Below are 25,789 nucleotides of genomic sequence, written 5' to 3'. Positions count from 1 at the left end.
TCGGGCTCATGTCGGGCGAGGCCTCAGGCGCAGGGTGACGATCTCGAATGGGAGGATCGAGAAGGTCACCGAGGTGGTGATCCCGTTCGACTCCCATCGCAGCGAGGACTCGTCGCTGCGAACATGCCGCGACACCGAAGCGCAGCGCTCCCGCCCGTCGACCATCTGCACCGCGCTGGCAACGAACCCGACGCACAGTTCCACCGGGCCTCTCGCGCCAGTGGATTCATGGCAACGAACCACGACGTCACCGCTGCCGTCGTCGGCGGCCTTGACCGCCTCGATCACGACCGCGCACGACGACGAGGACGCGATGGCGACGCCGTTGGCGACGAACGGATCGGCGTCGGCCTGGCCGGGGTCGCCTCCCTCGCCTCCGAACTCACGGATGGTGTTGTTGAGCAACCACGCCTGGGCCGCCACGCCGGCGCCATGGCGATCACCGTCGTGTGGCATCAACGAGTAGGTGAATCGATGCGCTCCCTGGTCCTGTTCGGTGTCGGGATACCTGGAGCTTCGCAGCAACGACAGCCGCAGTTGCACCGCTGGACGATCTCCACCGTCAGGCACGATCCGGGTCGCATCGTGTCCGTGTTTGGAGTCGTTCAGCAGTGCCACACCGAAACCCGGCTCGCTGCAATCCACCCAGCGCAACGCGCACACCTCGAAACGTGCGGCGTCCCAGCTGGTGTTGGTGTGGATCGGGGTCGAGCACTCCCCGAGTTGCACCTCGCGAGTGAGCGAGGTCGAGTGCACATCGATCGGGAACGCCACCTTCAACAACGTTTCGCGTTCGTGCCAGTCGACCTCACATTCGATATCGAGACGAGGTGAACCCGCCCGAAGGACATACCGCTGCACGACCTTCGAAGAGCCAAACGACCGTCGCACCTCGACCCGGACGACGAGCGGTCCCGCTTCGAGCACCTCGATGCTGTCGACCTCACGTTGCTCGCGCGGCCGTCGCAGCGTGTAGTCCTCGATCTCCCAGGCATCGAAGTGGGTGGGTAGATCCTCGAAGGTTTGCAGCACGTTGGCGACCGAGCCAGGAGCCACGACCTCACGGCCAGTCTCGTGATGCACCATCGACGACACGTGGCCCTCGGCATCGATCCGCACCGCCACGACGGCGTTGTCCAACTCGATCGAGCTGCCCTCGACGGTGGCTCGGACCTCCTCAAGGTCGATCATCGCCTGGCTGCGAGTGCTCACGCCGTGGGGCTCGAGACTGAGCGGCCACTCTTCGACCGTCCCCGCACGCCGTCGAACCGGCACCACTGCGTGCACAGCAAATGGGGTCGGATTCGCCACGATGGCTTCGCTGGCAACCGGGGCCAGGCGCGTGAGCGCGGTGTGGATCAATTCGGTCGCCTCCAACTCGATCGAGGAGTAGGACTCCTGCGCCTCACGATGCACCCACCCGATGGAGGACCCCGGCAAGATGTCGTGGAACTGAAGCGTGAGCAACGACTTCCACAACCGATCGAGTGCTACCGCCGGGTAGCCGCGGCCAGCGTCGCCCCCGTACGCTGCGACGCTCCACACTTCGGCCTCTCGCAGCAGCGCCTCGCACCGGCGGTTTCCCGCTTTGGTAGCTGCCTGGGAGGTGTAGGTGCCTCGATGCATTTCGAGATAGAGCTCCCCCACCCACCGCGGGGCGTCGCGGTACTCCTCGATCGCCGCGTCGAGCATCGATGACGGTGCGCCGATTTCGACCAGGGGCGATCCCTCGAGGTCGCGGACCCGCAGGAACTGCTCCAACATGTCTGCGGTGGGGCCGCCACCTCCGTCGCCGTGGCCGAACGGCATGAGCGAACGGGTGGATCGACCCTTGTCGGCGAAGGTTCTCACCGCGTGTGCAAGCTCGTGTCCCGAGAAGTTCGCGTTATAGGTCTCCACCGGCGGGAAGTGGGTAAACACCGTCGAGCCGTCGATGCCCTCCCACCAGAACGAATGATGCGGAAAGCGATTGGTCGTGTTCCACGACAGCTTCTGGGTGACGAACCGTTCGATGCCCACGTGACGCAAAATCTGCGGCAGGTTCGCGTTGTACCCGAACACGTCGGGCAGCCACCCTTCGGTGCATTCGACCCCGAAGTGCTCCTCGAAGAACCGCTGTCCATGGGTGAACTGGCGAATGAGCGCCTCACCGCCGCTGAGGTTGGCATCGGCCTCCACCCACATCCCTCCCACCGGAATCCACGTGCCCTCGGCGACTGCGGCGCCGATGTCGCGGAACACGGTCGGGTAGTGCTCGCGCATCCAGTCGTAGTGGAGCGCCTGGCTGCACGCGAACCGGTGCTGTGGGTACCGCTCGATCAACGCCAGTTGATTGGTGAAGGTCCGGGCGCACTTGCGACGCGTCTCGCGCAGCGGCCAGAGCCACGCTGTGTCGATGTGAGCATGGCCGATCGCGGTGATCCGATGTGCACTCGCCGTCGCCGGCGCCGACAGCACCGCGGCCAACTCCGCTCGACCCGCCGGCGCCGTTCGGGCAATCGACGCTGCGTCGGCGAGGTCGAGACGGTCCAGCATCGTTTCGAGCGCGCGAAGAATCTCGTGGCGTCGCGGGTCGCCCCAATCGAGCTGCTTCATCAACCCGTTCAACGCCCGCACGTCGTGGCGCAACGCCTCGACCTGCGGATCGACGAGCACGAGTTCGGCCCGACTCAGTCGATACAGCGACGCCGACCCTGCGGTGGCGAGATACGACGCCGGGTTGGGAACCGCTACCGAGAGGTCGGGATTCGATGCAGCCTCGAGGGCCAGTTCCACCGACTCCCCACCAGAGGCGGCGTCGGTGATCGGCAACTCATGATTGAGCGGGTTGAGTCCGCGAAGCGGCTGCCATCCTTCGGCGGTTCGTGTCCAGAACAGGCCCTCGCTCTGGAACCCCGGCCGGTTACTGAACCCGAGGTCGATCGCCGCTCGCACGACGCCGCCGGCCCACTCGTTCGGAACCGCCCCCGCGAGCGTGAACCAGGTCGTGCCCCATGGTTTGCCGAACGACGAGCCAACCTCCATCGGCCCAAACCTCGCCGCCATCGCCTCCGCCACGCCGACCGGCTCGCCCGGCACCTCCCACCGGGCCACCTCCAACGGGACGCGAGCACAGATCCTGGCCGGTTCGACGCGTTCGAGCACCATTCGGCGCAGACGCGCCTCGACCCGTTCACGATCGTCGTGCATGTCCCCTCCCGAATCACACCGGCTTCAACTGTTGCATTCAACAGCATCGTCGGTACCCTGACGACATCGCTCGACATCGGGCGATACACATTCCCATGAGCGACGTCGATAACGAAGCAGAAAATGAAGAGGCCCGTTTCGAAGGGGTCTTTCGCCATTTTCGCAAGGGTGGGCTCGGCAACGATGCCGCCTGGGGCTCGCTTCACGACCTGACGCAACTGTTCGTGCAGACCGCCTCGTTTCTTCTGCTGGGACGCAAACTCGGCGTGGAAGACTATGGACGCTACGTCGGGGTCTACGGCATCGTCGGTCCGATCGGCGGTCTGACCTGGTCCGGCGTTACCTTGGCGGTCCTCCAACGTCGGCTCGGGGAGCGCGACTCGATCAACAAGACCGCCCGCGACTTTTTCCTGCTTGCGATCGTGCTCGGCGTGTTCGCCACCTCGCTCGGCACCCTCATCGGCAGCCAAATCATCAGCGGGTTGGCGGTCACGACGATTCTGGCGGTGATGACCGCCGAACTGGTCGCGAACGCGTTCAACCAGGTCTCGTTGTCGATGGTGCAGGCCGAACATGGATTCGCATCTGCGACGCGCCTGAAGATGGTCGTGTTGTTCATCCGCGTGAGCGTGCTGATCGCACTTGTCGCCGTCGATTCGCTCACCATCGGGCATCTGGCCGTCGGATTCACCATCGGGTTCTTCCTGTACACGGCACTCCTGGTGCGCACGGTTCTTCCCGCGTTCGGAATTCGCGTTCAGCTCGCCCGACCCAGCAACGGCATTCTGCGCGTGACCGGGTCGATCTCGCTACCCATCGCAGCGGGCGTGCTGCAGCAAGACGGCGATAAGGCGGTTTTGAACGCCTACAACTTTCAACACGATGCAGGGCTGTACGGCGCGGCCTTTCGCGTCGTTTCGATGGGATTGATGCCGTTGCGCGCCCTCGAGGCTGCGGCGTTTCAACGATTCCTCCCCCACGACGAAAGCAGTCGGAACCAACACACCCGACGCGCCTGGCGCTTTTCGGTGCTGTCGCTGACCGGAAGCATCATCATCGGTATCGGCATCTACATCTGCGCACCGTTGCTCGACTTCCTCATCGGTCAGGATTTCGCCGAGGCCGAAGCGATGATCCCTTGGTTGTTACCGTTCCTGCCGCTCACCGCCATTTCCAATGCCCCTTCGAATGGGCTCCTCGGACTTGGGAAGTTCCTTCCTCGAGCAGCGGTCTACGGCGCCGGAGCGCTGACGAGCCTGACGTGTTACATCCTCTTCATTCCACGGTTCCATGAACCGTGGAAGGGAGCAGTGCTCGGCACGATTCTCGGCGAACTCCTGTTGGTCATCCTCGGCTGGACGTTGCTGTTGCACTACCAACGTCAGCACAACCGGACGCTCGTCGATTGACTCAACCCAGCGGCTGACTCACCGAGGCGCAGCCGTCGGGTCACGCGCTCAGCGGCGCTGCTCGACTGTGAATGCGCCCGCGCGTCGACTATGAACTCATGGCGCCTATGAGTGACCACGAATCGGACCACAAGCGATCGACCTCCCGACGGAACTGGCTGGTAGCAGGAGCGGTCGTAGTGATCGCTGCCCTAGCGGTCACCGTCACAATCGTCCGCAGCGGCAACGACGACGACGGGGGTACCACGCCCGACCGGAGCGGGCCCGAGCCCACCGCATCGCAGGTCACGACGGTGGCCCAGCTCGAGCTCGACTCACACGCCGACCCATTCGGCACCCGGATCACCGCCACGATCACCCCGCCGGATGGGGTCGATCAGATGCAGATCGGCCTCGATCCCTCGGTTGGACTGGGGGAATGGCGCGATTTGGCGACCACGGTCACCCTCGACGCCTCAGAGGGCTACCAGGAAGTGTTCGCCCGCTTCCGCGACAGCACCGCCAGTGGCAGCGGAGCCTCTCCGACCGACTTCACGGTTGCCGGCATCACCATCGACTCCGGCTATGAGGCCGCTACCGCCGACCCACCGGTTCCCCGCTCGATCGGCCTGATCACCCCCCAGATCCTGGACGTCGTCGTCGAGATCGGCCGGATCGACCGTGGCATCAGCAACGACGGCGACACCTACACCGGAGCCACCGTCGAGCCGACCAGGTTCGATTCCGGATGGAAGATCAGCGGCCCGAACGCCCCGACGCTCAGCTTCGTCGACCGCATCTCTACTCCCACCGACGGCGGACGTGACGCCACCGGAGACATGAAACTGTTCGCGGTGCGCCACGAGGTTCGCCTCGGGTTGTCGGCACCACTTGAACCAGGCGCCACGTACACCGTCACCTCTCCGGTGGGCTCCACGATCGAACTCGTCGCCGATGACCACCTCGCGCACAGTCCCGCGGTGTCGGTCAACCAAGCCGGCTACACGTCGACGGGAACCAAGATCGCCACCTACGCAATACCCAACGCGCTCGGCTCAACCAGTTCACCGACCGCCGTCGAGTTCGCGATCGTCGATTCCGAGGGGCGCGAACACTTCCGCGGAACCGGAGTTGCGGCGCCGTCCGGCAGCGAGGCCGGCAAAGGCGACCTGACCGACGCCGCTGTCTGGAGGCTTCGTTTCGATGAGGTGGCGACCGCCGGGCGGTACCGGGTCTGTGTCGACGAGGTCGGCTGCTCACCGGGCTTCGCCGTCGACGACGCGATCTGGAGTCGCCTGGCTGCAACCGTCGCCCACTCGCTGTATTACCAACGAAGCGGTATCGAACTGAACCAGCCCTACGGGTCGTTCAGCCGGCCGCGGACGAACCACCCCGATGACTACACGACCGTCCTCGAAACCAACCTGACCGGATTCGACGCATCCGAACAAACCGACGAGACCCTCTTCGATTCCATCACCGCCGAGGCAACGACCACCCCGGTCGCGGATGCGTGGGGTGGTCACTTTGACGCCGGAGACTGGGACCGGCGCACACAGCACCTCTTCATGGTCCGCACGCTGTTCGATCTCGCTCGCAGATACCCCGAGGCGTTTCCGGACGGCAGCCTGAACCTGCCCGAGTCGGGCAACGGCATCAGCGACCTCGTCGACGAGGCGCTGTGGACCGTGGACCTTTTCCGTCGACTGCAGCGCGAAGACGGCGCCGTGCGCGGCGGCATTGAGAGCGAGCGGTTCCCCGATGCCGGCATCGCCTCGTGGCAAGACACCATCACCCGCTACGCCTTCGCACCGGACCCGTGGTCCTCATGGGTTTACGCCTCGGTGGCGGCCGACGCCTCGATGTTGTTGGCCGGCATCGACGACCAACGCTCCGTGGAGTACGCGTCGAGCGCCGTACGAGCTTGGGAGTGGGCAGCGACCCAGCCGGTGCCGACCACCGACGGCGACCCGGCCAACGCCAAGGTCCTCTCACAGCGAGCCGTCGCTGCGGCGGCGTTGTACGACCTCACCGGCGAAGATCGCTTCGTCCAATCGTTCGCCGCGGACGTCCCCTTTCGCGACCTGCCCGCCAGCACGCTCAGCTGTCACAGCTTCGAATGGTGTGACGCCGGGTGGAGATACCTCCTGATCGACCAGGCACGCACCGACGCCACTCTGCGGGCAAACATCGAAGCCAGCTTCGCTTCCGTGGCATCCGCGATCGCCGACGCATCGGACACGACCCGATACGGGTGGTGCCTCGAAGATCCGGGGGTTCCGATGGTCTGGGGCATGGGAGTCGGTGGCAACCCACACGTTGCGACCCTGTTGCGAGCGTGGCTGATCAGTCAGGACCCACGCCTCCTGGAGCTTGCGGAACGCTGCAGCGCCGTGTCGCTGGGCATGAACCCGCTGAACAACTCGTTTGTCACCGGGGTGGGAACCAACCCTGTTCGCCACCCGCTGATCACCGACGCCTCGTTCGGGGGGCTTCCGGTTTGGCCGGGTATACCGGTCTACGGCACCCATCCCCTCGATGACCTGGCATGGGTGGCCGAGTACCGTCTGAAACCCGCCGGCTCAAATGTCGCCGCCGCGACCTTGCCGTTGCTGCGCTCGTGGTTCGACCTGCCCGACGTAGCGGCGATGAACGAGTTCACCATCTGGCAATCCCAGGCTCCCGCCATCTGGGCGTTCAGCGTGCTGGACCAGGCCCGACGGTAGCGTCGACGACCTGCGGACCGCGCCTCAACTCGTCAAGGCGGGCTACCTCGGCGAGATCGTTGGCCCTCGCGGTCTTGAGCAGCATCGCACGCAGGATGAAGAACACCGCGATATTGGGGCCGAGCAACGCTGACTCCCCGACCGACATGATCGTGATCCCGACGATCACCGTGAGGCAGAACATCGGAACCGACAACGACCGGCGGAGCTCACGGATCGACGCCCGGTAGATCCCCACCAACACGCCGATAACCGCGATCAGTCCGACCAAACCGAGTTGCAGCCCTACGTCGAGGGGACCGCTGTGGGCGTGGCCGGCCTTGAAACCGATCTCGCGCATGAGTTGGAGGCTCATCGAACTCAGCGGTACGGCGAACAGGCCCTTGATTCCGTACCCGAGGATCGGGCGCTCGGCCCACGCGTTCAACACGGCCGACCAGATCTGCGTTCGCCCGGTGAACGTCAGGTCCTTGCCGGCCGCGTCGGCGAGTGTGGCCAACGAACTCACCGCGGCGATGATGGCAAGCGCGACGAGCGCGATCGTGGACACCAGGAACGTGACCGAACCTCGGCTCGAAAGTCGACGGTTGAACGCCACCCAGACCCTCACTGCTGCCACCACGACCAACGCCGACCTGCCGGTGGTTGAGTCCGATCCGATCATCAGCACCACAATCACGGCGTAACCCGTCCACCGTGCCCAACGGGTGCGGTAGAAGGCCATGACCGTCGGAAGCGCGACGACCATGAACCCGGCCATGGTGTTCTTGTGGATGAACCACCCGTGCCAGCCGGTGAGGTCCGGCGCCTCGCCAGTCGGATCGATGTGCATCCGCGCGAGCGGATCCACCACGACCGCCAACAGGGTCACCGCAAGCGCAACTCCCACGAACAGCTTCAATCCGGCGATCACGTCACGGTTCGGCAACGCCAGCACCAACGCCGCCACCCCAACCGCGACAATCATGTCGGAACGCAGCCACAGGATCGCGTTGTCCGGATCGGCCGACCATCCGACCGATGCGATCAACAAGAGCATCAACAACGTCGGAGCGATCGGAATGATGACGGTCTCGGGTCGGGGAACGGTGATCGCCATCGCGATCGCCCCGAGGCCGAGCAACAGCGGCACCGTGTTGGGAATCAAGACGCCGTCGATCGCCAGAACGGCGCGACTGTTGAACAGGAGGCACAATGCGAGCGCAGCGACCGCCAAGGGACGTATCAACGGGTCCCACGAGCGTCCCCGATATCTGGATCTGGTGATGACGGGCGCAGCGGTCATCGGCATCAGTGGTGTTTCACCCGTAGGCCGAACCGCCCGCCGACCAGCCCGACGCCGATGCAGATGGTTGCCAGGGAATAGCGAAGGTGGGGGTCCTCACGTCGGACGATGCGACGCAACGGCATGGCAAAACCGTTCACCAGATACTTGATGCCGCGTAACAGCAGGCGATTCGGCGCCTCTCCGCGATGCGACGACGTGACGTACATCGTGTTGCCGAACCACAGCTTGTTGCGCAGTTGGTATCCGAAACGACACCGCTCGAGCGGGACCTGTTCGTACACCGGTGCATGCAGGCTGTAGCGGTGAACGATCCCCGCCGATCGCGCCGTGTCGAACCACACCATGTCCTCGCCACCGAGTTCTCCGAGTTGCGAGCGAAACCGCACGTCGGGATGGGCTCGCAACCACGCTGCCGAGATGAACACGTTGGCCGTCGTCCCGTAAGGCGGCTCCTCGCCATCGGTGTACTGCGCGATGAGGTTGAGAAACGGTTGTTGCGTCAGCCATGCCGGGGCGTTCGGGGGAGCGATATCTTCCACGGGCCCGGTGACCAGGTCGGCACCGGTTCGCTGCTGTGTCGACGCCATGATCTCGATCCAGCGTTCGTGGGGAAGACAGTCATCGTCGATGAACATCACCCAGTCGGCATCCATGTCGAGCGCGGTGGCGATCGCTGCGTTCCTCGCCGTGGAGATATTGCCCGAAGCCGTCGAGGTGTAACCGATCCCTCCGGAGAATCGCCCCTCGAATTGCGACACGACGCTTCGAGCGCCCGCTTCGGGGCTGTCGTCGATGATCGACACACCGACGGTCATGGTCTCGATCGAATTGGCCTGTGCGGCGAGCGCACCGAGGAGCCGTCGCAGGGGTTCGTTACGCCGGTACGTACAGATCGACACCACGACTCGCCGTGGCTCGACAGCCCCAATCATCGTGACCGAATCTGTCGCGATCGGGAGCGCAATGCGCTCAAACCGTTCCACATGTGCGGGGAACGGCTCGCGGCGGTCGCCAACACTTTCCGAGCCGGATCAAGCCGCGGCGCCGCTGCCCGGAGCGTGCGCCGGGATTCGGCACATTGCGAGCGGTCTTCCATCATGCGCACTCCCCGCCCCCAACGGATGAACGACCAGTACCGCTCGATTTCCTCGATCACCGGACCGAGCCCATGGTTCTCGACGATGATTCTGGAGAAGATCTCGTCCTCCTGAGGGGCCCAACCGACGGTGGTCGAGGAACCGCCGTGCCACCGGTACAGCGTGTGAACCCCGGGGACGTAGGCGAACGATTCGCTGCGTCGGGCGATTTGGTAGGACAGCCAGATGTCATACACCGGGTCGATTTCCGGCGGGAACTCGCAGTCGAGCACTGCCGTCCGGCGCAGGATCGCGCAATAGGCGGGCTGCGGAGCGTTCCACACCGCAATCAGACGAAGTGCCCCGGCGAGGTCGATGTCCAGGCGGCCGGCGGGCAAGCGGTCTCGGTGAGAGCGCTCGCGGAGCTCGGCGGTCTCCTCGGTCAACACTGAACCCTCACCGTCGATCAGGTCATAATCGGAAAACACCATGGAAACGGACTCATCGGCTTCGATGACCGGCAACAGATCCGCCAAAAAGTCGGGACACCAGACATCATCGTCGTGCAGCGACGCGACGAACGGCGCCGAGGCGTTCTCGATCAGCCACAACCAGTTGCCCTGCTGGCCGAGGTTCTCCGGGTGGCGGACATAGCGAATCCGCGGGTCGTCGTAGGTCCGAACGACCTCCTCGGTGCCATCGGTTCGACTGTTGTCGCCGATCAACAGCTCGAAGTCCGGCATCGTCTGCGCCAACGCCGAATCGATAGCGTCGCGCAGGTAGGCCGCTCGTTCATAGGTTGGAATGAAGATGGTGACCCTCGGGGTCATGGTTGCTGCGCTCCTCCGGCTCCGGTCAATCGCTCTACCAATGCTGTCGGCGTTCAGCGCCGACAAATAAGTGCTGTCCGGCTCATCCGCACCGGCCGTTCGACCTAGTGTCGCTCACCGCGTCGCCTGACGCCGTCGAAAGACCGCGTTCTCGACGCGCTGACCCACCGCTCGCACGGCGTGCCGCGCCGTGCGATGCAACGGATTTTCAGCCAACCACCGCTCGAACGCATCCGCCACCACGCCGTTGAGCAACGCCATCCAACGCTCGGCAGTGCGCTCGTTGGTGTAGTCCGCAGCACGAATGCGGCCTTGGCCAACGACAGCGTCATAGAACCTCGGATTTCTGTTGAGCCGATCCAACGCATCGAGCGCCTGTTGGGGTGTGGAAACCTCGAAATAATCGAGGTCATGGCGTCGCAGCTCGCGATAGGCAGGCTCGTTGCCGAGGATCGCCACGACCCCAGCCGCCCAGGAGTTGATCAGTTTGCTGGCCGGCTTGGTAGCGGTTTCGGTCGGGGGGATGTCTCGCACGGCCAGCACCGCGTCGACGTCTCGGTAGTCATTCCAGCCGCTCGTTTGTGTGGCATGGTCAAAAACGTCGCAGCGGAACCGGATGTCGCGACGGGCGAGTTCCCGGCCGAACGAGTCGCTTCGAAACCGGGCGTCGAGGTTCACGAGATCGCCTTTGAACACGAGATTCTCAACTCGACTCGGCCGATCGGGATCGCGCCTCACCAGTCCCGTTTGCGTCCAGTGAGGTAGAGCGAACTCGGTCGGCCGAGTGGCGATGGTCTCGTTCATGGTGAGCGTCAGATCGCCAAGAATCGGCCGCGCCCAATCGGCGCGGAACGCGACGACGAAAGCGTGGGCGGTGCGATCCGAGATCCGCAGGTCGACACTGCTCACGACATTGATCGCATCAGGCTGGAACTCGGCGCACAATTCAACTTCGTAGCCCAAGCCCGCCAAGACCACCGCGCTCTGCACGATCGCGAGATCTTCGTGGGTCACGACACGTTCGTGCTGCCCGTCGAGGGTGGCCGGCCACGATGACCCGTCGAACAGATCCGGCCACCGTTCCGGATTGCGGCACACGAACACGACCCGATGGCGAAGCGACCGCGAGCCAGCGCCTGGCGACCCAAGCTGATGCGTCAAGTCATGCATCGCCATTTCTCCACATCGCCTGGACTCGGGCAGCCAACAGAGACGTCCGTGAGTTTACGCTCCAGGCGCGGCGATCACCTCATGCGATCGTGGGAAATGCCTCACACTGTTCACGCCACAACTCGTCGCACAGCCGGCCCGCTGGCACGTCGACGTCGTCGAAGGTCAACGGAGTGTCCTGAGCGACGTCGCGTTTGAGCACGGCGCCATCGCTCAGGCCCATCGGCAGGAGATTCTGCGACCGTGCGGTGGGGGAGTTCTCCATGACCCCGTAGGAGGCGAACCCTCCGACTCCGTCGAGGACGGTACCGGCGGAAAGGTCAAACTTCGCAAGGGCGACCACGTCGGTGACCGGAGCACCCTTCGGCGTGATCGTCGCATCGTTGAACAGCACAGCACGGGCGACGGTCAGCGGGGTCTCGAGCGGGCTGAGGTGATACGGGCGGTAGAAGGTGTAGATCGGCCCGTCACCCATCTTGTAGATCTTCATGTACCGCTCGTGCAGCCACGAGTTGCTGTGTGCGAGCACGAAGACACCGAAGCTCGGTTCAGCGCCGAGAATGTAGTCGACGATGCCGGTACCCTCGGCGTAGAGCTTCTCTGCCGGGAACAGGTTCACGGCTTCCTCAACCCGGGAACAACTCGGGCCCTCCATTCCCCGCTCGCTGACACCGAACCCGGTCGCGTTGGCGACGCACGCCATCTCGGCAGCGATCTTGGTTCCGTCGGCGAAGCTGGTGATGTGCTTCGGGCGTTGGAAGACGTTGGCGGCGAACCCGGCCTGTGTCTCGGGGGTACGACGATGGTCGAGCAACGACTTGATGTTGCCGTAGACGACCGGGGTGAACCCCATCATCTCGGCCTCGCGGGCAAGGTTCATCAAAACGCCCGGCTGATCGCCGTCAGCGTCGGTGAACACGACCCCAGCGCTGTCGGCTCGCTTCTTGAGAATGGGACCGAGCGTGCAGTCGAGTTCGGCGTTGAGGAGCACGAGGTGCTTGCCGTTCGCGATCGCTCCCACCGCGTTGTGGGCACCGAACTCGATTTCGCCGGTCGCCTCGACGACCGCCTCAACCTGACCGTTCTCGTACACGAGCGACGGATCGTCGGTGATCGCCGGTCGACGAGCGGCGATCGAGCTGTCGAGTTCGGCCTGTGTCGACACGACGTCGACGTCGTGAATGCCGATCTGGCTGAACGCCTGTGCAGCTCCTGCGAGCGTGCGGTTCGCCACCACCGAGATCGTCATACCAGGGGTGTGATCCATCACCTGGTCGACGAACCCCTGGCCGGCGAACCCGGATCCGATGAGCCCCACCCGGACGGGGTCCCCCGCCTCCTGGCGCTTGTGCAGTGCGGTGTCGACGATGATCATGATTTACTCCGTTCGAGCTGTACATCGGGCCAGGCCCGGTCCTTGTCCGACACGATCACGCCATCGGTGATCGGCCATGTGATCCCGAACGCGGGATCGTCGTAGCGAAGTCCCGTCTCCGCCCCTGGGGTGTAGGGACTCGACACGGCGTAGAGGACAGCGGTGTCGTCCGCCAGTGCCTGATAGCCCTTCGCGCAATACGGCGGCACATACAGCGCGTCGAATCGCTCGGCCGACAGCTCAACGCCTGCCCAGGCGCCGTAGGTCGGCGAGTCCGGTCGGACATCGGCGATGACGTGATAGCTCGCTGCGGCGAGGCAGCGGAAGAACTTCGCCTCACCGTGGGGAGGGTTCTGCACGTGCAGCCCGCGAATCGTGCCACGACGGTGATTCGTCGACAGATTCATCTGCGCGATCTCACCCACCGCACCGTGCTCGCGCAGTTCCTGGGCGCACCAGGCACGCGAGAACGATCCGCGATCGTCGACGTTCGGTTCGAGTTCGATGTAAAAGGCGCCGGCGACGCCGAGTTCGGTGAACTTCATGACAGCGAGCTCAGCGCCAGAAGAAGTCGTCGTCGATCTGACCCGTGTCGATCAGATGCTTGATCTGCTTGATTCGGGTGTGACCACGGAATCGGTACATCTCTTCGTCGAAGCCGATCCGGTCGAAGATCTCGATGAGTTCCTTGGCCCCACGCTCGACGTCCCACGCGCATTCGAAACCAGGGAGTTGTTCGTGGATCTTCGTGAAGTCGGCCCGGTAGTTTCGCTTGTCGGCGCTGGAATCACCGAAGATCAGCTCGCACCCGGGAATGAGGCTTCCGATGATTTCGGCGATCTGGCGGACCTGATAGTTCGAACGGTCGTTGCCGACGTTGAAGATCTCGTTGTGGATCACGTCGCGGGGCGCCTCGAGGGTGCAGGCCACGGCGTGGGAGATGTCGAGGATGTGCACGAACGGGCGCCACGGAGTGCCGTCGGAGGCCATGCGGATCTCTTTGTAGAGATACGCGCTCGCCGCCAGGTCGTTGACCACGAGGTCGAAGCGTTGGCGCGGAGAGGCACCATACGCTGTGGCGTTTCGCATGAACGTCGGCGAGAAGTTGTCATCAGCGAGTGGCGACACCTCCTGTTCGATGAGGACCTTGCACTTGGCATAAGCCGTGAGCCCACCGACCGGGTCGCCCTCCTTCGAGGGCCGTTCGCCAGAAGCGCCGTACACCGAACACGAACTCATGTGGACGAAGCGCTCAACACCGGCTTCCTTCGCCAATTTGGCAAGGCGCAGGCTGCCCTCATGGTTGATCTTGTAGGTGACGTCGCCGTTCAGCTCGCCGACCGGATCGTTTGACACCTCAGCGAGGTGCACCACGGCCTCGTAACCACGCAGGTCGTCGAGTTGGATGTCGCGGGTGTCCTTGGTGAGCATGGCGGGACGCCGCTCATCGGTGTTGTAGAGCCACCCCACCCGATGGAATCCGCTGTCGATACCCGTGACGTCGTGGCCACGCTCAAGCAGATAGTGACCCATACGCACGCCGATATAACCCTCGGCTCCGGTCAGGAGAACCTTCATTCGTTTGTCTTGCCTTTCGATCGAGCGGTCGTCGCGAATGTTCGAACCGCTCAGCTCCAGATTTTCCAGGGCGCTCCGCCCTTGTCCCAAAGACCCTGCAAATAGATCTTGTCTCGAAGGGTATCCATGCACTGCCAAAAACCGTCGTGGCGGTACGCATTCAATTCTCCGGCGGCCGCAAGTCGTTCCATCGGCTCGCGGGCCCAGTCGACATCTCCGGGGATGTAGTCGAAGATCTCGGGCTCGAGCACGAAGAATCCACCGTTGATCCAACCCTCCTCGGTTTGGGGCTTCTCGTCGAAGCGGACCACCTGGTCGCCCTCGATCGCCAGCGCACCGAAGCGGGCGGTCGGATGCACGGCGGTGACCGTCGCGAGGTTGCCGTGGGCCTCGTGGAACTTGACGAGGGCCTCGAGGTCGACGTCGGAGACCCCGTCGCCGTAGGTCATGAGGAACGGTCCGTCGTCGACGTACTTCTTGATCTGGGAGATCCGCCCTGCGGTTTCGGTGTGCTGGCCCGTGTCGACGAGGGTGACACGCCAGTCGTCACGGACGGTCTCGTGGGCCTCGACCGTACCTTCCCCGAAGTCGATGGTCATGTCCGAGGCCAACGCCAACGAATCGGAGAAGTACCGCTTGATGTACTCGCCCTTGTAGCCCAGACAGATCACGAAGTCGTTGAACCCGTACGAGCTGTAGTGCTTCATGATGTGCCACAGGATCGGTCGATGTCCGATCTCGACCATCGGCTTGGGCCGCACGTCGGTCTCTTCGCTGAGCCGGCTCCCGACACCACCAGCAAGTATGACTACCTTCATCCGCCGCTCCTCATGCTGCGCTGTGAACACTTGACGCACAGAACGTGCCGAAATCGACTCGGTGGTTCAATGAGGATTTCGGCCCGTTTGTTGTCGCCCACATCACCGATACCTCCCCGGACGTCGACGAACTCATCGTGCCGGGTCCAACGATTCCAGTTCCGACGCCGCTCGCTCCCACTTCTCCATCAGCTCGGCGGAGCGGTCCTTCGCCGCTCCGAACACCTCGGCGAGTTCGGTGGCACGTTCGTGGTCGCCGTACACGGCCGGATCGCTCAGTTCTCGGTTCAACTCCGCGACCTTGGCCTCGGCCGAGTGGAGTTCGCGTTCGAGCCTCGCCACGGTCTTGCGTAGCTCTTTGCGCCGCTGATGGTCCCGATTGGTTTCGTTCGAACCCGATGACCGCCGCTGTTTGTCCGGCGTCCGCTCAGCGGCCGGTTTTGCCACGGCCGTTGGCTTCGATGGTGCCGGGTCGCTCTTGGTCGGCGACGCCGCGGCGGTTCCTCCGGCAAAGGACGGGGTCAACACGGCCTCGTCGACGCCGTGATGCCGCCGCACCGAACCATTGCGCACCTCGAGCAGATCCTGCGCGACCGAGCGGATCAGATATCGGTCGTGGCTGACCAGCAGCACCGTTCCCGGGTAGGCGCTGAGCGCGTCCTCCAACACGTCGCAGCTCGGTAGGTCGAGGTGGTTCGTCGGCTCGTCGAGGATGAGCAGGTTCACCGGGTTGGTCATGCAGATCGCCAGGGCCAGGCGGGTGCGTTCACCTCCGCTCAGGTCGCCGACGAGCCGATCTGCCGACTCGCCCGGAAATCCGAAGGCCCCCAACACCGTGCGCAAGTTGCGATTCTTGGGCTGTTGGTTCCCGACCTGAGCCGTGAATTCCATGGCGACCGTACGCGTGAGATCGAGCGATTCGACCTGGTGTTGGGCGAAATAGGCGATGTCGACGTTGTTGCCCATCTGCAGCGTGCCGGCGGACGCCTCGAGCTCGCCCATCAGAAGCTTCAGCAACGTGGACTTCCCCGCCCCGTTCGGGCCGACGAGGGCGATCTTTTCGCCACGCTCGACGACGAGGTCGACCCCGGTGAGCACCTCCTCGCCGCCGTAGCCCACCGACACTCCAGCGAGCTCGGCCACGACTCGCGAGCTGCGACGAGGTTCCGGGAACGAGAACTTGGCGACGATCTGGCGATGGTCCGGCAGTTCGATTTTCTCGATTTTTTCCAGCGCCTTGATCCGGCTCTGCACCGCTCGGGCCTTGGTCGCCTTGTAACGAAAGCGTTCGATGAAACGATTCGCCTGGTCGAACTGTCGTTGTTGTTGAGCCTGAGCGGCACGAAGCTGCGCAACCCGCTCGGAGCGTTGCACCACGAATTCCGCAAACCCACCGACGTACTCGGTCGCGCCGCCACCGATCACCTCGATGACCCGCTCGGCAACGGCGTCGATGAAGTCGCGGTCGTGGCTCACGAACAGGATCGCTCCCTCGTAGCCGGCGAGTTGAGTCTCAAGCCATGCAATGGAGTCGGTGTCGAGGTGGTTGGTCGGTTCATCGAGTACGAGCACCTCGGGACGCGACAGCATCAGCCGGGCAAGCGCGGCCCGCATCCTCCATCCGCCCGAGAGTTCGCGAAACGGGCGATCCGCGTCGGTGTCGGCGAAGCCGAGACCGGACAGGATGCGCCGAGCCTCCGACTCGAGCCCGTAGCCCCCGAGTTGTTCGAATCGAGACTGCAGCTCGCCGTAGGAGTCCAACGCCCGGTCGCGTTCCGATCCCTCCGCCGCGGCGATGGTGTCGAGCAGCCCGCCGAGTTCGGCTTCGAGGTCACGAATGTGGTCGGCGCCCGACAACACCTCATCAAGCACGGACCCGGCGTTTTCCGCCAGCACCTCCTGGGGGAGGTAGCCGACCCGCAACCCCTTGGTTCGGTGAACCTCGCCCCCGTCGGCATCCTGGAGGCCTACGACGATCTCGAGCAGCGTGGTCTTTCCAACACCGTTACCGCCCACCAAGGCGATGCGACGCCCCGGCAGCAGCCGAAACGTGACATCGGAAAACAGGGTTCGGTTGCCATGAGCCTTGGCGATGCCGGAGACGGTGATCACGAAGGGACCATGCTATGGCAACGACACCGGCTCGCCGCACCCGGACCCGCCGACCGATAGCGTCTGTGCCCGGATGGACGAGCACGACGTGGAACATGACACCGGCCGCCGGGCAGGGTGGCGCCAGTTCCGGACCTACTGGTTCGGCCACGTCGCGTCCTTCACGGGGGAGTGGTTCACCAATCTGGCGTTGCCGTACGCCGCGTTATCGATCAACGACAGCCCCTTCTTCATCGGGGTCATCGAATCCGCCGAGCTGATATCGACCCTTGTCGTCGGGTTGTATCTCGGACACCTCGCCGACCGCATGTCACCGCGGCGCGTCCTGATCACTTCGGACCTCGTTCGCAGTGCCGCATTGTTGACGGTCGCGTTGTCGTTCGCTTTCGGGGCTCCACCGGCGTTGCTGCTCGTGGCGGTCGCGTTCGTCCTCGGCGCCATGCGCGACTTCCACGACAGCGGCGAGGGGGTCATGATGGTCTCCGTCGTCGATGAGCGCGATCTCGTCCGGGCGAACGGCTGGTTCCAGATCTCGGATGGTTTCGGCCACATGACCGGATCACTTCTGGCCGGGGTGGCCGCATCGATCGGTCTGGTGGTCGCATTCGCCGTGGACGCGACCTCCTACGCGCTCGCCGCCGTTGCGGTCGTGGCCATGGGCCGCGTCCAGGTCAACCGGTCCGAATCAGGCGTCGCCGATGGCCCCACCGAGGGCCCTCCTGAAGCCGCAACTTCGTGGCGCGTCGTCGCCACCGCCTTGCGTCGAGACAACCGCTATTGGCGGGTGTTGACGACGATGGCGCTGACGAACGTCGCGAGCGCCTGTTTCATGGGCCAGTTCGTCAATTTCGCCGACCTCGAGTTGGGGATTTCCCAGTGGCAGGTCGGACTCACCTGGAGCGTGATGGGCGCCGGGTCGTTCCTTGCCGGACTCTGGCTCGACCGGGCCCGCAACATCACCCCTCGATCGATCCTCGCCGCCCCAGCGGTCATGGGAGGTGGGCTCATCGCGGTTGGGCAGAGCCACAGTTGGGTAGTCACGCTCATCGTGTTCGGAGCCGTCGGCTTCGTTCTGGCGTGGGGAGCGGCCCTCATTGCGGCGATGCGCCACGCCTCGTTTCCCGCGGAAATCCAGGGACGGGTCGCCATGGTCACGCGGCTGGCCTTTGCGATGGGCATCATCCCCGCGGTGTTGGGCGCCGGGGCGCTCGCGAGCACGATCGGATCGTCGCGGACGTTCATTGCGTTCGGCACCCTCGCCGCAGTCGGCCTGCTGTTGGGGCTGTTCCTTCGTGTCACCGACTTCGAGTCCCTGACCCGGCCCCAGACGACCCAGTGAGCACTAGGTCGAATTACCCAAGAACCAGTTGACCACCTGATGTTCGGCGGATAGGTTCAGGCCCGCATTTGGCGATGCGGAAGGGAGGAACCACCATGCGTGCATCTCGTTTCAAGTGGTAATTCCACTATCCCGTGGAATTCCCACGCACAGAACGGGCCTCCCCTCAGTGGGAGGTCTGTTCGTTTTTGCGCCGACAATCCGGGTCGGAACGCAGCGGCGGAACTCTCACCACATGGCGTCAGCGATCATCGCCCACAGCGGCAGGCTCACCAGGCACAGCGCCCCACTCCAGAGAATCGTCGAGGCCACCGTCGCGGCGCCGACGCCCTCATTCTCAGCGATCGAAAACGTGGAGACCGCCGCAGGGCAGGCCGCTAGCACCACGAACACCGTGGCCAGGCCTGGCTCGAGGGATCCGGACGACACCATCGGGGCACACAACGCCAACGTCACCGCCGGAAGTACGACCAATCGGGTGACGCACGAGAACACGACGCCCGACACGTTCGTGGCCTCGCCATCGCCGCGGCTCCGAGCCAGGTGTACCCCGAGCACGAACATCGACGTCGGAGCGGCTGCGACCGCGAGCGGATCGAGCGCGTTGACCGCCTCGGTCGACACCGCTGGGGGAAGCACGCGCATGGCGATGCCGAACAGGGGCGACCACATGAGCGGCTGGGCGAGTGCTCGCCTCCACACCCTCGACGACCGATCCGTGCCGCTCCAGCGATGCAACAGAATCGGCCCGATCAGCACTGCGATGGTGACCTGGACCGCGACGATCACCGTCGCCGGTCCCCGCAGGTCGTCGCCGAAGACGCCGATGACGAACGGGATCCCGATGAAGGCCGTGTTGCCGAACAACAGCACCAATGTCGTCGTCCCGGCGATCCGGGCACGGCTCAGGGGGGTACTCAACCATCCGACCGCGACCGCTACAAGCGTCGTCACCCCGATCACGGTCCAGAACCCCCAACCGGAGATGGCGTGCAGGTCGACCCGCAACACTCCCAATGCGATCAGCGCCGGGAAACACACATAGAGGACGAACGCGTTCAGACCGAAGATGATCCGGTCCTCCGGAGGCACCACCCGCCGTCGGGCGAGCAGTAGTCCGGCCGCTGTCGGCACCACCAACACCAACAGCCGAACCGCGTTGTGCCCAAAGGCGGCCATGTCGAATGCGGCGATCATCGCGCCCATCCTTGCGCATCACAGGAACCCGATAGCGTGTGCGCCATGTCCAACGAGAAGCCCAGCGTCACCATCCCCGACACCGCCGCACCGTCAGAGCTCGTCATCGAGGACCTCATCGTCGGCGACGGCACCGAGGCGGTCGCCGGGGCGGTCGTGTCCGTGCACTACGTGGGGGTCGCCTGGTCGACCGGCCAACAATTCGACGCGAGCTGGGATCGCGGCGACACCTTCGAGTTTCGCCTCGCCGGAGGTCAGGTCATCGCTGGTTGGGACCAGGGAGTGCAGGGCATGCGTATCGGCGGCCGCCGCCGCCTGACGATTCCGGCACACCTCGGATACGGCGAACATGGCGCCGGCGGAGTCATCAAGGGCGGCGAGACCCTCGTGTTCGTCGTCGATCTCCTCAACGTCGGCTGAGCCCTGGTCGGCTGAGCCCTGTCATCGTCGGACCAGCGCTCGTCGACACTCCACGAGGTCACCCTGACAGAATCGCCCGGTCGAACAGGCTCACGAGGCGCTGTGCTTCGGTCGAGGAGTTGAACTCAGCGTGCACCTTGGCGGCACCCGCCGCCCCCATCTTCTCGCGCAACTGCGGGTCGCGTGCCAGGTCCTCGATCGCGGAGCGCAACGCGACGTCGTCTCCGGGCGGCACGACGCGCCCGCTGATGCCGTCTTCCACCAACTCGGTGACGCCGCCGACATTCGTGGCGATGACCGGTCGACGACGGGCCATCGCCTCCATGAGCGACACGGGCACGCCCTCGGCGAAGCTCGGCAGCACGAATACATCACAGCGTTCCAGATGCGCCTGCACCTGTTGTTGGTTCTGATAGCCCGTGAAGCGCACTCGGTCGCTCAGACCGAGATCCGCGGTGAGCTCTTCGAGTTCGACGCGCTGCGGTCCGTCGCCCACCAGCACCAGCCGCACGTTCTCGCCCGCCTCGACGAGCTGAGCGATCGTCTCGAACAACACCATGACGCCCTTGACCGGGTCGAGCCGACCGACGAACAACAGGTCGGTGGTGCCATCCGACCGGGGCCAGCCGGAATCGTCCGCGTCGATCGCTTCGGGTTCACTCACACCACAGTGAACGATGTACAGGTGGCCCCACGCATCGGGGCTGCAGAACAACGCCGCTTGGGAGCGTGCGAAGTTCGAGATGGTCGCTACGAATCGCGCTCGTTCGATCTTCGTTCCGAGGTGCCACTCATGCGGCTCAAAGAAGATGGCCGGTCCGTGAAGCGTGAAGCTGTATCCGATACCGCTCAGCTCGGAGGCCAGCATCGCAACCGTGCAGCTCGAGTCACCGAAATGGTTGTGCAGGTGTTCAACCTTGCGGCGGCGCATCTCCTCGGCCAACACCGCCGCTTCGGCGAAGTACGCCAGCTGGCGCATCACTCCGTCGAGTCCGGCTCGCCGCGTCCGCGCCGCCAACGATGCAGCTCGAACGAACCGATGCGGGGCACGCCACAGCGCCGACAAGGCGGATCTCACCAGCGCAGCCGAACCATGACCGAGCAGATAGGTGGTCGCCCCCCGCTCCTCGCGTTGCATCGTTCCGACGAGGTGTTCGGATCCCGGCTCGCGCACGGCGAATCGTTCGACCTTGACCCCTGCAGCCTCCACCGCCCGCACCTCGCGCTGAATGAACGTATCGGTTGCCCGGGGGTATTCACCCGTGAGATAGGCGATCGTCGTCATGTCCGCCCCGCGACCTCGGTCAGGACATCGTCACGCAACGAACGCACGAACGCGTCGCGTTGGGAGATGGTCGGGGTCCATGCGAGCAGGCGCTTGGCCTTGACATTCGAGTACCGGAACGGTTTGAAACGCCCGTCGAGTTTCGCCGGAACGAGCACGCCGGGGAACTTCGCACGTCCACCGAGCATGGAGCGGTTCATTCGGTCGAGCAGGTGAGCGATTCCGCTCATCACCGGCCACGGCACCGGAACCGACGAGGGAGGTGTCACATACGCCTCCACGTCGCGCGCATAGTCCTTCTGTGTCGGAAGATCGTCGTCGACGATGTTGATCGTTTCGCCGCCGACCCCGTCGGCGTCGATGGCAGCGACGATCGCCGCTGCGGTGTTTTCGACATAGGTCATCGGCATCGTCGCCCGGGAACCGATCCGCAGGAACACCGGCCCGAGCTCTGATCCGAGGAGCGGATGCCACAGGTTGTCTCGGCCGTAGATCATTCCCGGCCGCAGGATGACCACCTCGCGGTGCGCCATCTCCTCGCGGTACAACCGCTCCTGGATGAGCTTGGTCTGCGCGTACTCATCGCGGTCTGTCGGCGACCCGTCGATCGGCGAGGTCTCATCGATCAGCGATCCCGCTTCGATCGCCGAAAAGTCGTAGACCGAAAAGGTGCTGATTGCCACGAGCCGCCTCACCCGACTCCGCGCCAACTCGTCGATCAGGTTCTCGGTCGCGATCACGGTTCCTGCGAACTGCGTCGCGAAGTCCCCCGCCTTCGCCGCGGCCAGGTGCACCACCACGTCGACGCCGTCGAACGCGCCGGCGATGGTACGGGGGTCGCGCAGATCGCCACGGTGCAGTGTCAGCCTCGGATGGGAGGACAACGTCGGAAAGGGATCGGAGGAGGCCGGACGAACGAGCGCGACCACGTCGTGACCTGCACCGAGTGCGGCCGCGACCACATGACTTCCAACGAACCCGGTCGAGCCGGTGATGAACACCTTCATCGCTGCCCCTCCCGGGTCGTTTCGGTGAGATCGGAGGCGCTCTCGCGGCGGCCGGCGACGAGTCGGTCGATCAGCTCGCTCGCTGCGAGCATCTCCTCGGGGCCCACCGGGACCGGCGTCTCGTTGGCCAACGAACGATAGGTCTCTTCCAAAAACCGGTTGAGGCCTGCGTACGGGCCTGCCTGCATGATCTTGCGGGCGAACGAACGGGGACCGCCGAGGAACTGGTTGACCCCGCCGATCATCAGGTTGGCGATCGAATTGAGCTGGTCTCCTACACGCCGTGGGCGGTTCTCCACCCATCGGCCCGAGAAGAGTTCGGCTTGCGCGTACCCGTTGGCGCCTCGCACCGTCACCTCGAACTCGTCGGGGGATGCGAGCGCGCTGAAGCGAATCCGTCCGTGCACCGGGCCCCATGGCGCCGACCCGACGAGGATCGCATCGAGGTCATCGACGGGGATGTGCGCCGCTCCGCAGTGGGCGCTCCATTCGCTCGCGACCCGCTCCCACCGGGCCCCACCGCTCAGATAGTTCACCAGATAGGTGAAGTGCGTGATGAAATCGTGGACGACTCCTGCCGGCAAATCGTGGATCGGACTGGGTAGATTCGGGTCGCCGAAACGGCCGGCGGGATCGGTCACTGGGAGATGAATTCGCACCTCCACCTCCACGACGTCGCCGAGCGGCCCGTCGCCCGTGAGGGCCGCAAGCGCCTCGACCTCGGGGTTGAACCGGTAGTTGTGGTTCTCGGTCAGCACCCGGTCACATCTCCGGGCAACCGCCAACAGGTCCTGCAACTCCGCTGCGGTCGCAGTGATCGGCTTTTCGCAGATCACATGGCTGCCCGCCTCCAGTGCCTCCGCGGACAACGCCGAGTGAGTGGCCGGCGGGGTGAGCACGTGGACCACATCTGGCTGGGCTTGATCGAGCATCTCACCGAAGGTGGCGAAGCCGGTGGTCGAATAGGTCTCGGCGGCGTGGCGTAGCGCCGCCGGCGATCGGTCGCAGACGCCGACGAGGTCGATATCGCGTGACGCGGCGAGGAATCCAAGATGCTCCTTGGAAATTCCACCGGTGCCGAGTACGGCCGCGGTCAGTCGTCGTTGGGCAGAAGGGGGAAGGGTCAAGGGGGCTCCTTGCCGTGGTCGACGTCGGGGTGCCGACGACAGGACATGTTACGGAGGTCTCGGCGATTCGCCACCCTCGACCCGCAACAAGTTGCGCGAGCGTCAGCCCCTGCTGTTTCGAGCGGCGGCCGACCGATCGCTCGGATGGAGATGTGGGCGCGAATCGGGATTCGGTCGTTAGCATCATGGGAAATGTCCCCCTTGAAAGCACGTGGCGACGCGTTCGAACGGGTCAGGGTTTTCGACCTCGACTTTGTCAACGCTGCGAACATCGACCCGGTGTGCGAGACCATCCTTCAGGATGATCCGGGCACGCTTGACGTCGCTCCGGTCGTGGTCACGCCCAACACCGACATCCTGCTGCAGTACCGCCAAACCCCCGACGAGGGGTTCCGGTCGTTCTTTTCCTCCGCTTGGCTGATCTTGCCGGACGGCCAACCGATCGTGTGGGCGAGTCGCCTGCTCGGCTCACCGTTGCGTGCGCGCCTTTGCGGATCCGACCTGTTCGCCGCGCTCTGGCCGCGACTCGTTCAACAGCGAGTGCCAACCGTGGTGTTGGCGTCGTCGCAAGTTATCGCCGACGGCCTCGCCGCGACACACGATCGCGCCACGATCACGGTCGCCCCCATGATCGACGCCGCCGACGACCGCGCACTCAACGACATGGCCGTTCAACTCGCCGATCAGGTGACCGAGAGCGACGCAACCGTGGTCATCTTGTGCCTCGGCCATCCCAAGGATTCGTTGATCGCCGCTCGTCTGCACGGTGCCTTGCGGACACGAGGGCGGCCGCTGCCCTACGTGCTGTGCCTCGGAGGGTCTGCCGAGATGTACCTCGGGGTTCGCCGCCGCGCCCCTCGCTGGGTCCAGCGGCTGTCAGCGGAATGGCTCTATCGGTTCGCCCAGGAGCCTCGGCGTCTCTTTCGCCGGTACTTCATCGAGGACGTCGGCTTCATCAAGGTCGTCGCCTCGGAATGGCGGGCGCAACGCGGTCGGACACGGAGCCGACCTTGAGCGCTCCTACCGTCTCGGTCATCATCCCGGTCGGTGGAGTCGACGACGACCTGTTCGCCCAACTCGATGCCCTCGCTGCCCAGACCTACGACCGTCCCTGGGAACTCGTTCTGTCGATGAATCAACCTGGGCAGGCTCGGGACCTCCGCATCAGCGAGCATGCTCTTCACCCGCTCGCCACGCTGGTGATGGTCGATTCCTCGGCGATACGAAGTGCGGCACACGCGCGCAACTCCGGAGCGACGGCCGCGACCGCCCCGATGCTCGCCTTCTGTGATGCTGACGACATCTGCGAGCCGACGTGGTTGAGCGAGATCACCGCAGCGATGGCGGACCACGACGCTGTGGGTGGCCATCTCGACGAGGAGCGCCTGTCCCCTCCTGGTCAAGAGAAATGGCGTCCCCCCGCTACTCCAGGCGACTGTCCGTCGTTTCTCGGGCACCGGTATCCGGTGTCGGCGAACATGGCGGTGACCCGTTCGGCCTTCGATGCCGTCGACGGATTTCCGGAAGGGTTCACACGGTGCGAGGACATCGCGTTCGGATGGGCGCTCGAATCCGCCGGGATCAACCTTGGCTTCGCTGAACGAGCGGTCGTTCACTACCGCCATCGCCCCGGTCTGTGGACCATGATTCGTCAACATCATTTCTATGGAATCGGCATGAGCGAGGTGCTGATTCGCCAGGGACCTCCCACGTCCGACGACGGCGCTTCGCCTCCCTCGGTTTTTCAAGCGAACAGTCAACGCGTGACACAACGCTCATTCATCCACATACTGCGTCGAGGCGCTATCGCGTCGGGACGACTCCGCGGGCTCGTCCAAGAACGCCTCCGTCGCTCCTGATTCTC

Annotated in this window: 20 protein-coding genes; 6 read left to right on the top strand and 14 right to left on the bottom strand. The window is 64.5% G+C overall.

What is annotated here, in order from left to right; all coding sequences use genetic code 11:
* Positions 1-6 precede the first annotated feature (6 nt).
* Positions 7-3,189: a glycosyl hydrolase-related protein gene (locus tag M9952_15325; GenBank protein MCO5314293.1), complete on the bottom strand. Its 3,183-nt coding sequence runs from the start codon at positions 3,187-3,189 to the stop codon at positions 7-9.
* A gap of 95 nt (positions 3,190-3,284) precedes the next feature.
* Here M9952_15325 and M9952_15320 point away from each other — a divergent pair, with 95 nt between their 5' ends.
* Together M9952_15320 and M9952_15315 are read left to right on the top strand one after the other, a co-directional pair.
* Positions 3,285-4,598, top strand: coding sequence for a lipopolysaccharide biosynthesis protein (locus M9952_15320; GenBank protein ID MCO5314292.1), 1,314 nt, complete (start codon positions 3,285-3,287; stop codon positions 4,596-4,598).
* A gap of 179 nt (positions 4,599-4,777) precedes the next feature.
* Positions 4,778-7,303, top strand: coding sequence for a glycoside hydrolase family 9 protein (locus tag M9952_15315; GenBank protein MCO5314291.1), 2,526 nt, complete (start codon positions 4,778-4,780; stop codon positions 7,301-7,303).
* On the opposite strand, the gene M9952_15310 is transcribed toward M9952_15315, so the two are convergent.
* From M9952_15310 to M9952_15270, 9 genes are all read right to left on the bottom strand, one after another.
* Positions 7,275-8,588 (bottom strand): O-antigen ligase family protein, encoded by a 1,314-nt coding sequence (locus M9952_15310; protein MCO5314290.1) that lies wholly within the window; start codon positions 8,586-8,588, stop codon positions 7,275-7,277. The two genes, M9952_15315 and M9952_15310, sit on opposite strands and share 29 nt — an antisense overlap.
* A 5-nt stretch (positions 8,589-8,593) precedes the next feature.
* Positions 8,594-9,490, bottom strand: coding sequence for a glycosyltransferase (locus M9952_15305; GenBank protein MCO5314289.1), 897 nt, complete (start codon positions 9,488-9,490; stop codon positions 8,594-8,596).
* A 29-nt stretch (positions 9,491-9,519) separates the two neighbouring features.
* Positions 9,520-10,497 carry a glycosyltransferase gene (locus M9952_15300; GenBank protein MCO5314288.1) on the bottom strand — a complete coding sequence of 326 codons (978 nt, stop codon included), beginning with the start codon at positions 10,495-10,497 and terminating at the stop codon, positions 9,520-9,522.
* Between the two features lie 114 nt (positions 10,498-10,611).
* On the bottom strand, positions 10,612-11,667 hold the full coding sequence (locus tag M9952_15295) for a glycosyltransferase (protein MCO5314287.1): 1,056 nt from the start codon (positions 11,665-11,667) through the stop codon (positions 10,612-10,614).
* Between the two features lie 79 nt (positions 11,668-11,746).
* Positions 11,747-13,042, bottom strand: coding sequence for an SAF domain-containing protein (locus M9952_15290; protein MCO5314286.1), 1,296 nt, complete (start codon positions 13,040-13,042; stop codon positions 11,747-11,749).
* Positions 13,039-13,587, bottom strand: coding sequence for a dTDP-4-dehydrorhamnose 3,5-epimerase family protein (locus M9952_15285; protein ID MCO5314285.1), 549 nt, complete (start codon positions 13,585-13,587; stop codon positions 13,039-13,041). Before M9952_15285 ends, M9952_15290 begins: the two co-directional genes overlap by 4 nt.
* Before the next feature lie 10 nt (positions 13,588-13,597).
* Positions 13,598-14,620 carry an SDR family oxidoreductase gene (locus M9952_15280; protein ID MCO5314284.1) on the bottom strand — a complete coding sequence of 341 codons (1,023 nt, stop codon included), beginning with the start codon at positions 14,618-14,620 and terminating at the stop codon, positions 13,598-13,600.
* A gap of 50 nt (positions 14,621-14,670) precedes the next feature.
* Positions 14,671-15,438 carry a glucose-1-phosphate cytidylyltransferase gene (gene rfbF, locus M9952_15275; GenBank protein ID MCO5314283.1) on the bottom strand — a complete coding sequence of 256 codons (768 nt, stop codon included), beginning with the start codon at positions 15,436-15,438 and terminating at the stop codon, positions 14,671-14,673.
* A gap of 132 nt (positions 15,439-15,570) precedes the next feature.
* The gene (locus M9952_15270) at positions 15,571-17,550 is read right to left on the bottom strand and encodes an ABC-F family ATP-binding cassette domain-containing protein (protein MCO5314282.1); all 1,980 of its coding nucleotides are present in this window, start codon (positions 17,548-17,550) and stop codon (positions 15,571-15,573) included.
* Between the two features lie 73 nt (positions 17,551-17,623).
* Here M9952_15270 and M9952_15265 point away from each other — a divergent pair, with 73 nt between their 5' ends.
* On the top strand, positions 17,624-18,889 hold the full coding sequence (locus M9952_15265; GenBank protein MCO5314281.1) for an MFS transporter: 1,266 nt from the start codon (positions 17,624-17,626) through the stop codon (positions 18,887-18,889).
* 228 nt (positions 18,890-19,117) lie between these two features.
* Here M9952_15265 and M9952_15260 read toward each other — a convergent pair whose 3' ends face one another.
* Complete coding sequence (locus M9952_15260) at positions 19,118-20,086, bottom strand: AEC family transporter (GenBank protein ID MCO5314280.1); 969 nt, start codon at positions 20,084-20,086, stop codon at positions 19,118-19,120.
* A gap of 45 nt (positions 20,087-20,131) precedes the next feature.
* Between M9952_15260 and M9952_15255 the strand changes: the two genes are divergently transcribed.
* Positions 20,132-20,506 (top strand): FKBP-type peptidyl-prolyl cis-trans isomerase, encoded by a 375-nt coding sequence (locus M9952_15255; protein MCO5314279.1) that lies wholly within the window; start codon positions 20,132-20,134, stop codon positions 20,504-20,506.
* Between the two features lie 58 nt (positions 20,507-20,564).
* On the opposite strand, the gene M9952_15250 is transcribed toward M9952_15255, so the two are convergent.
* The 3 genes from M9952_15250 to M9952_15240 are packed head-to-tail and all read right to left on the bottom strand — an operon-like array spanning position 20,565 to position 23,925.
* Complete coding sequence (locus tag M9952_15250) at positions 20,565-21,791, bottom strand: glycosyltransferase family 4 protein (GenBank protein MCO5314278.1); 1,227 nt, start codon at positions 21,789-21,791, stop codon at positions 20,565-20,567.
* Positions 21,788-22,798, bottom strand: coding sequence for an NAD-dependent epimerase/dehydratase family protein (locus M9952_15245; GenBank protein ID MCO5314277.1), 1,011 nt, complete (start codon positions 22,796-22,798; stop codon positions 21,788-21,790). Before M9952_15245 ends, M9952_15250 begins: the two co-directional genes overlap by 4 nt.
* Positions 22,795-23,925, bottom strand: a complete 1,131-nt coding sequence (locus M9952_15240; protein MCO5314276.1) for a Gfo/Idh/MocA family oxidoreductase — start codon at positions 23,923-23,925, stop codon at positions 22,795-22,797. Before M9952_15240 ends, M9952_15245 begins: the two co-directional genes overlap by 4 nt.
* A gap of 192 nt (positions 23,926-24,117) precedes the next feature.
* On the opposite strand from M9952_15240, the gene M9952_15235 reads away from it, so the two are divergent.
* Together M9952_15235 and M9952_15230 are read left to right on the top strand one after the other, a co-directional pair.
* Complete coding sequence (locus tag M9952_15235; GenBank protein MCO5314275.1) at positions 24,118-24,939, top strand: WecB/TagA/CpsF family glycosyltransferase; 822 nt, start codon at positions 24,118-24,120, stop codon at positions 24,937-24,939.
* Positions 24,936-25,784 carry a glycosyltransferase family 2 protein gene (locus M9952_15230; GenBank protein ID MCO5314274.1) on the top strand — a complete coding sequence of 283 codons (849 nt, stop codon included), beginning with the start codon at positions 24,936-24,938 and terminating at the stop codon, positions 25,782-25,784. Before M9952_15235 ends, M9952_15230 begins: the two co-directional genes overlap by 4 nt.
* The last annotated feature ends 5 nt before the right edge of the window (positions 25,785-25,789 follow it).

This window comes from Microthrixaceae bacterium (assembly GCA_023957975.1).
In the GTDB taxonomy this organism is placed as follows: Bacteria; Actinomycetota; Acidimicrobiia; order Acidimicrobiales; family Microtrichaceae; genus JAMLGM01.
Note: the sequence above shows the minus strand (reverse complement) of the source record. Positions and strands in the feature narration are given on the sequence as shown.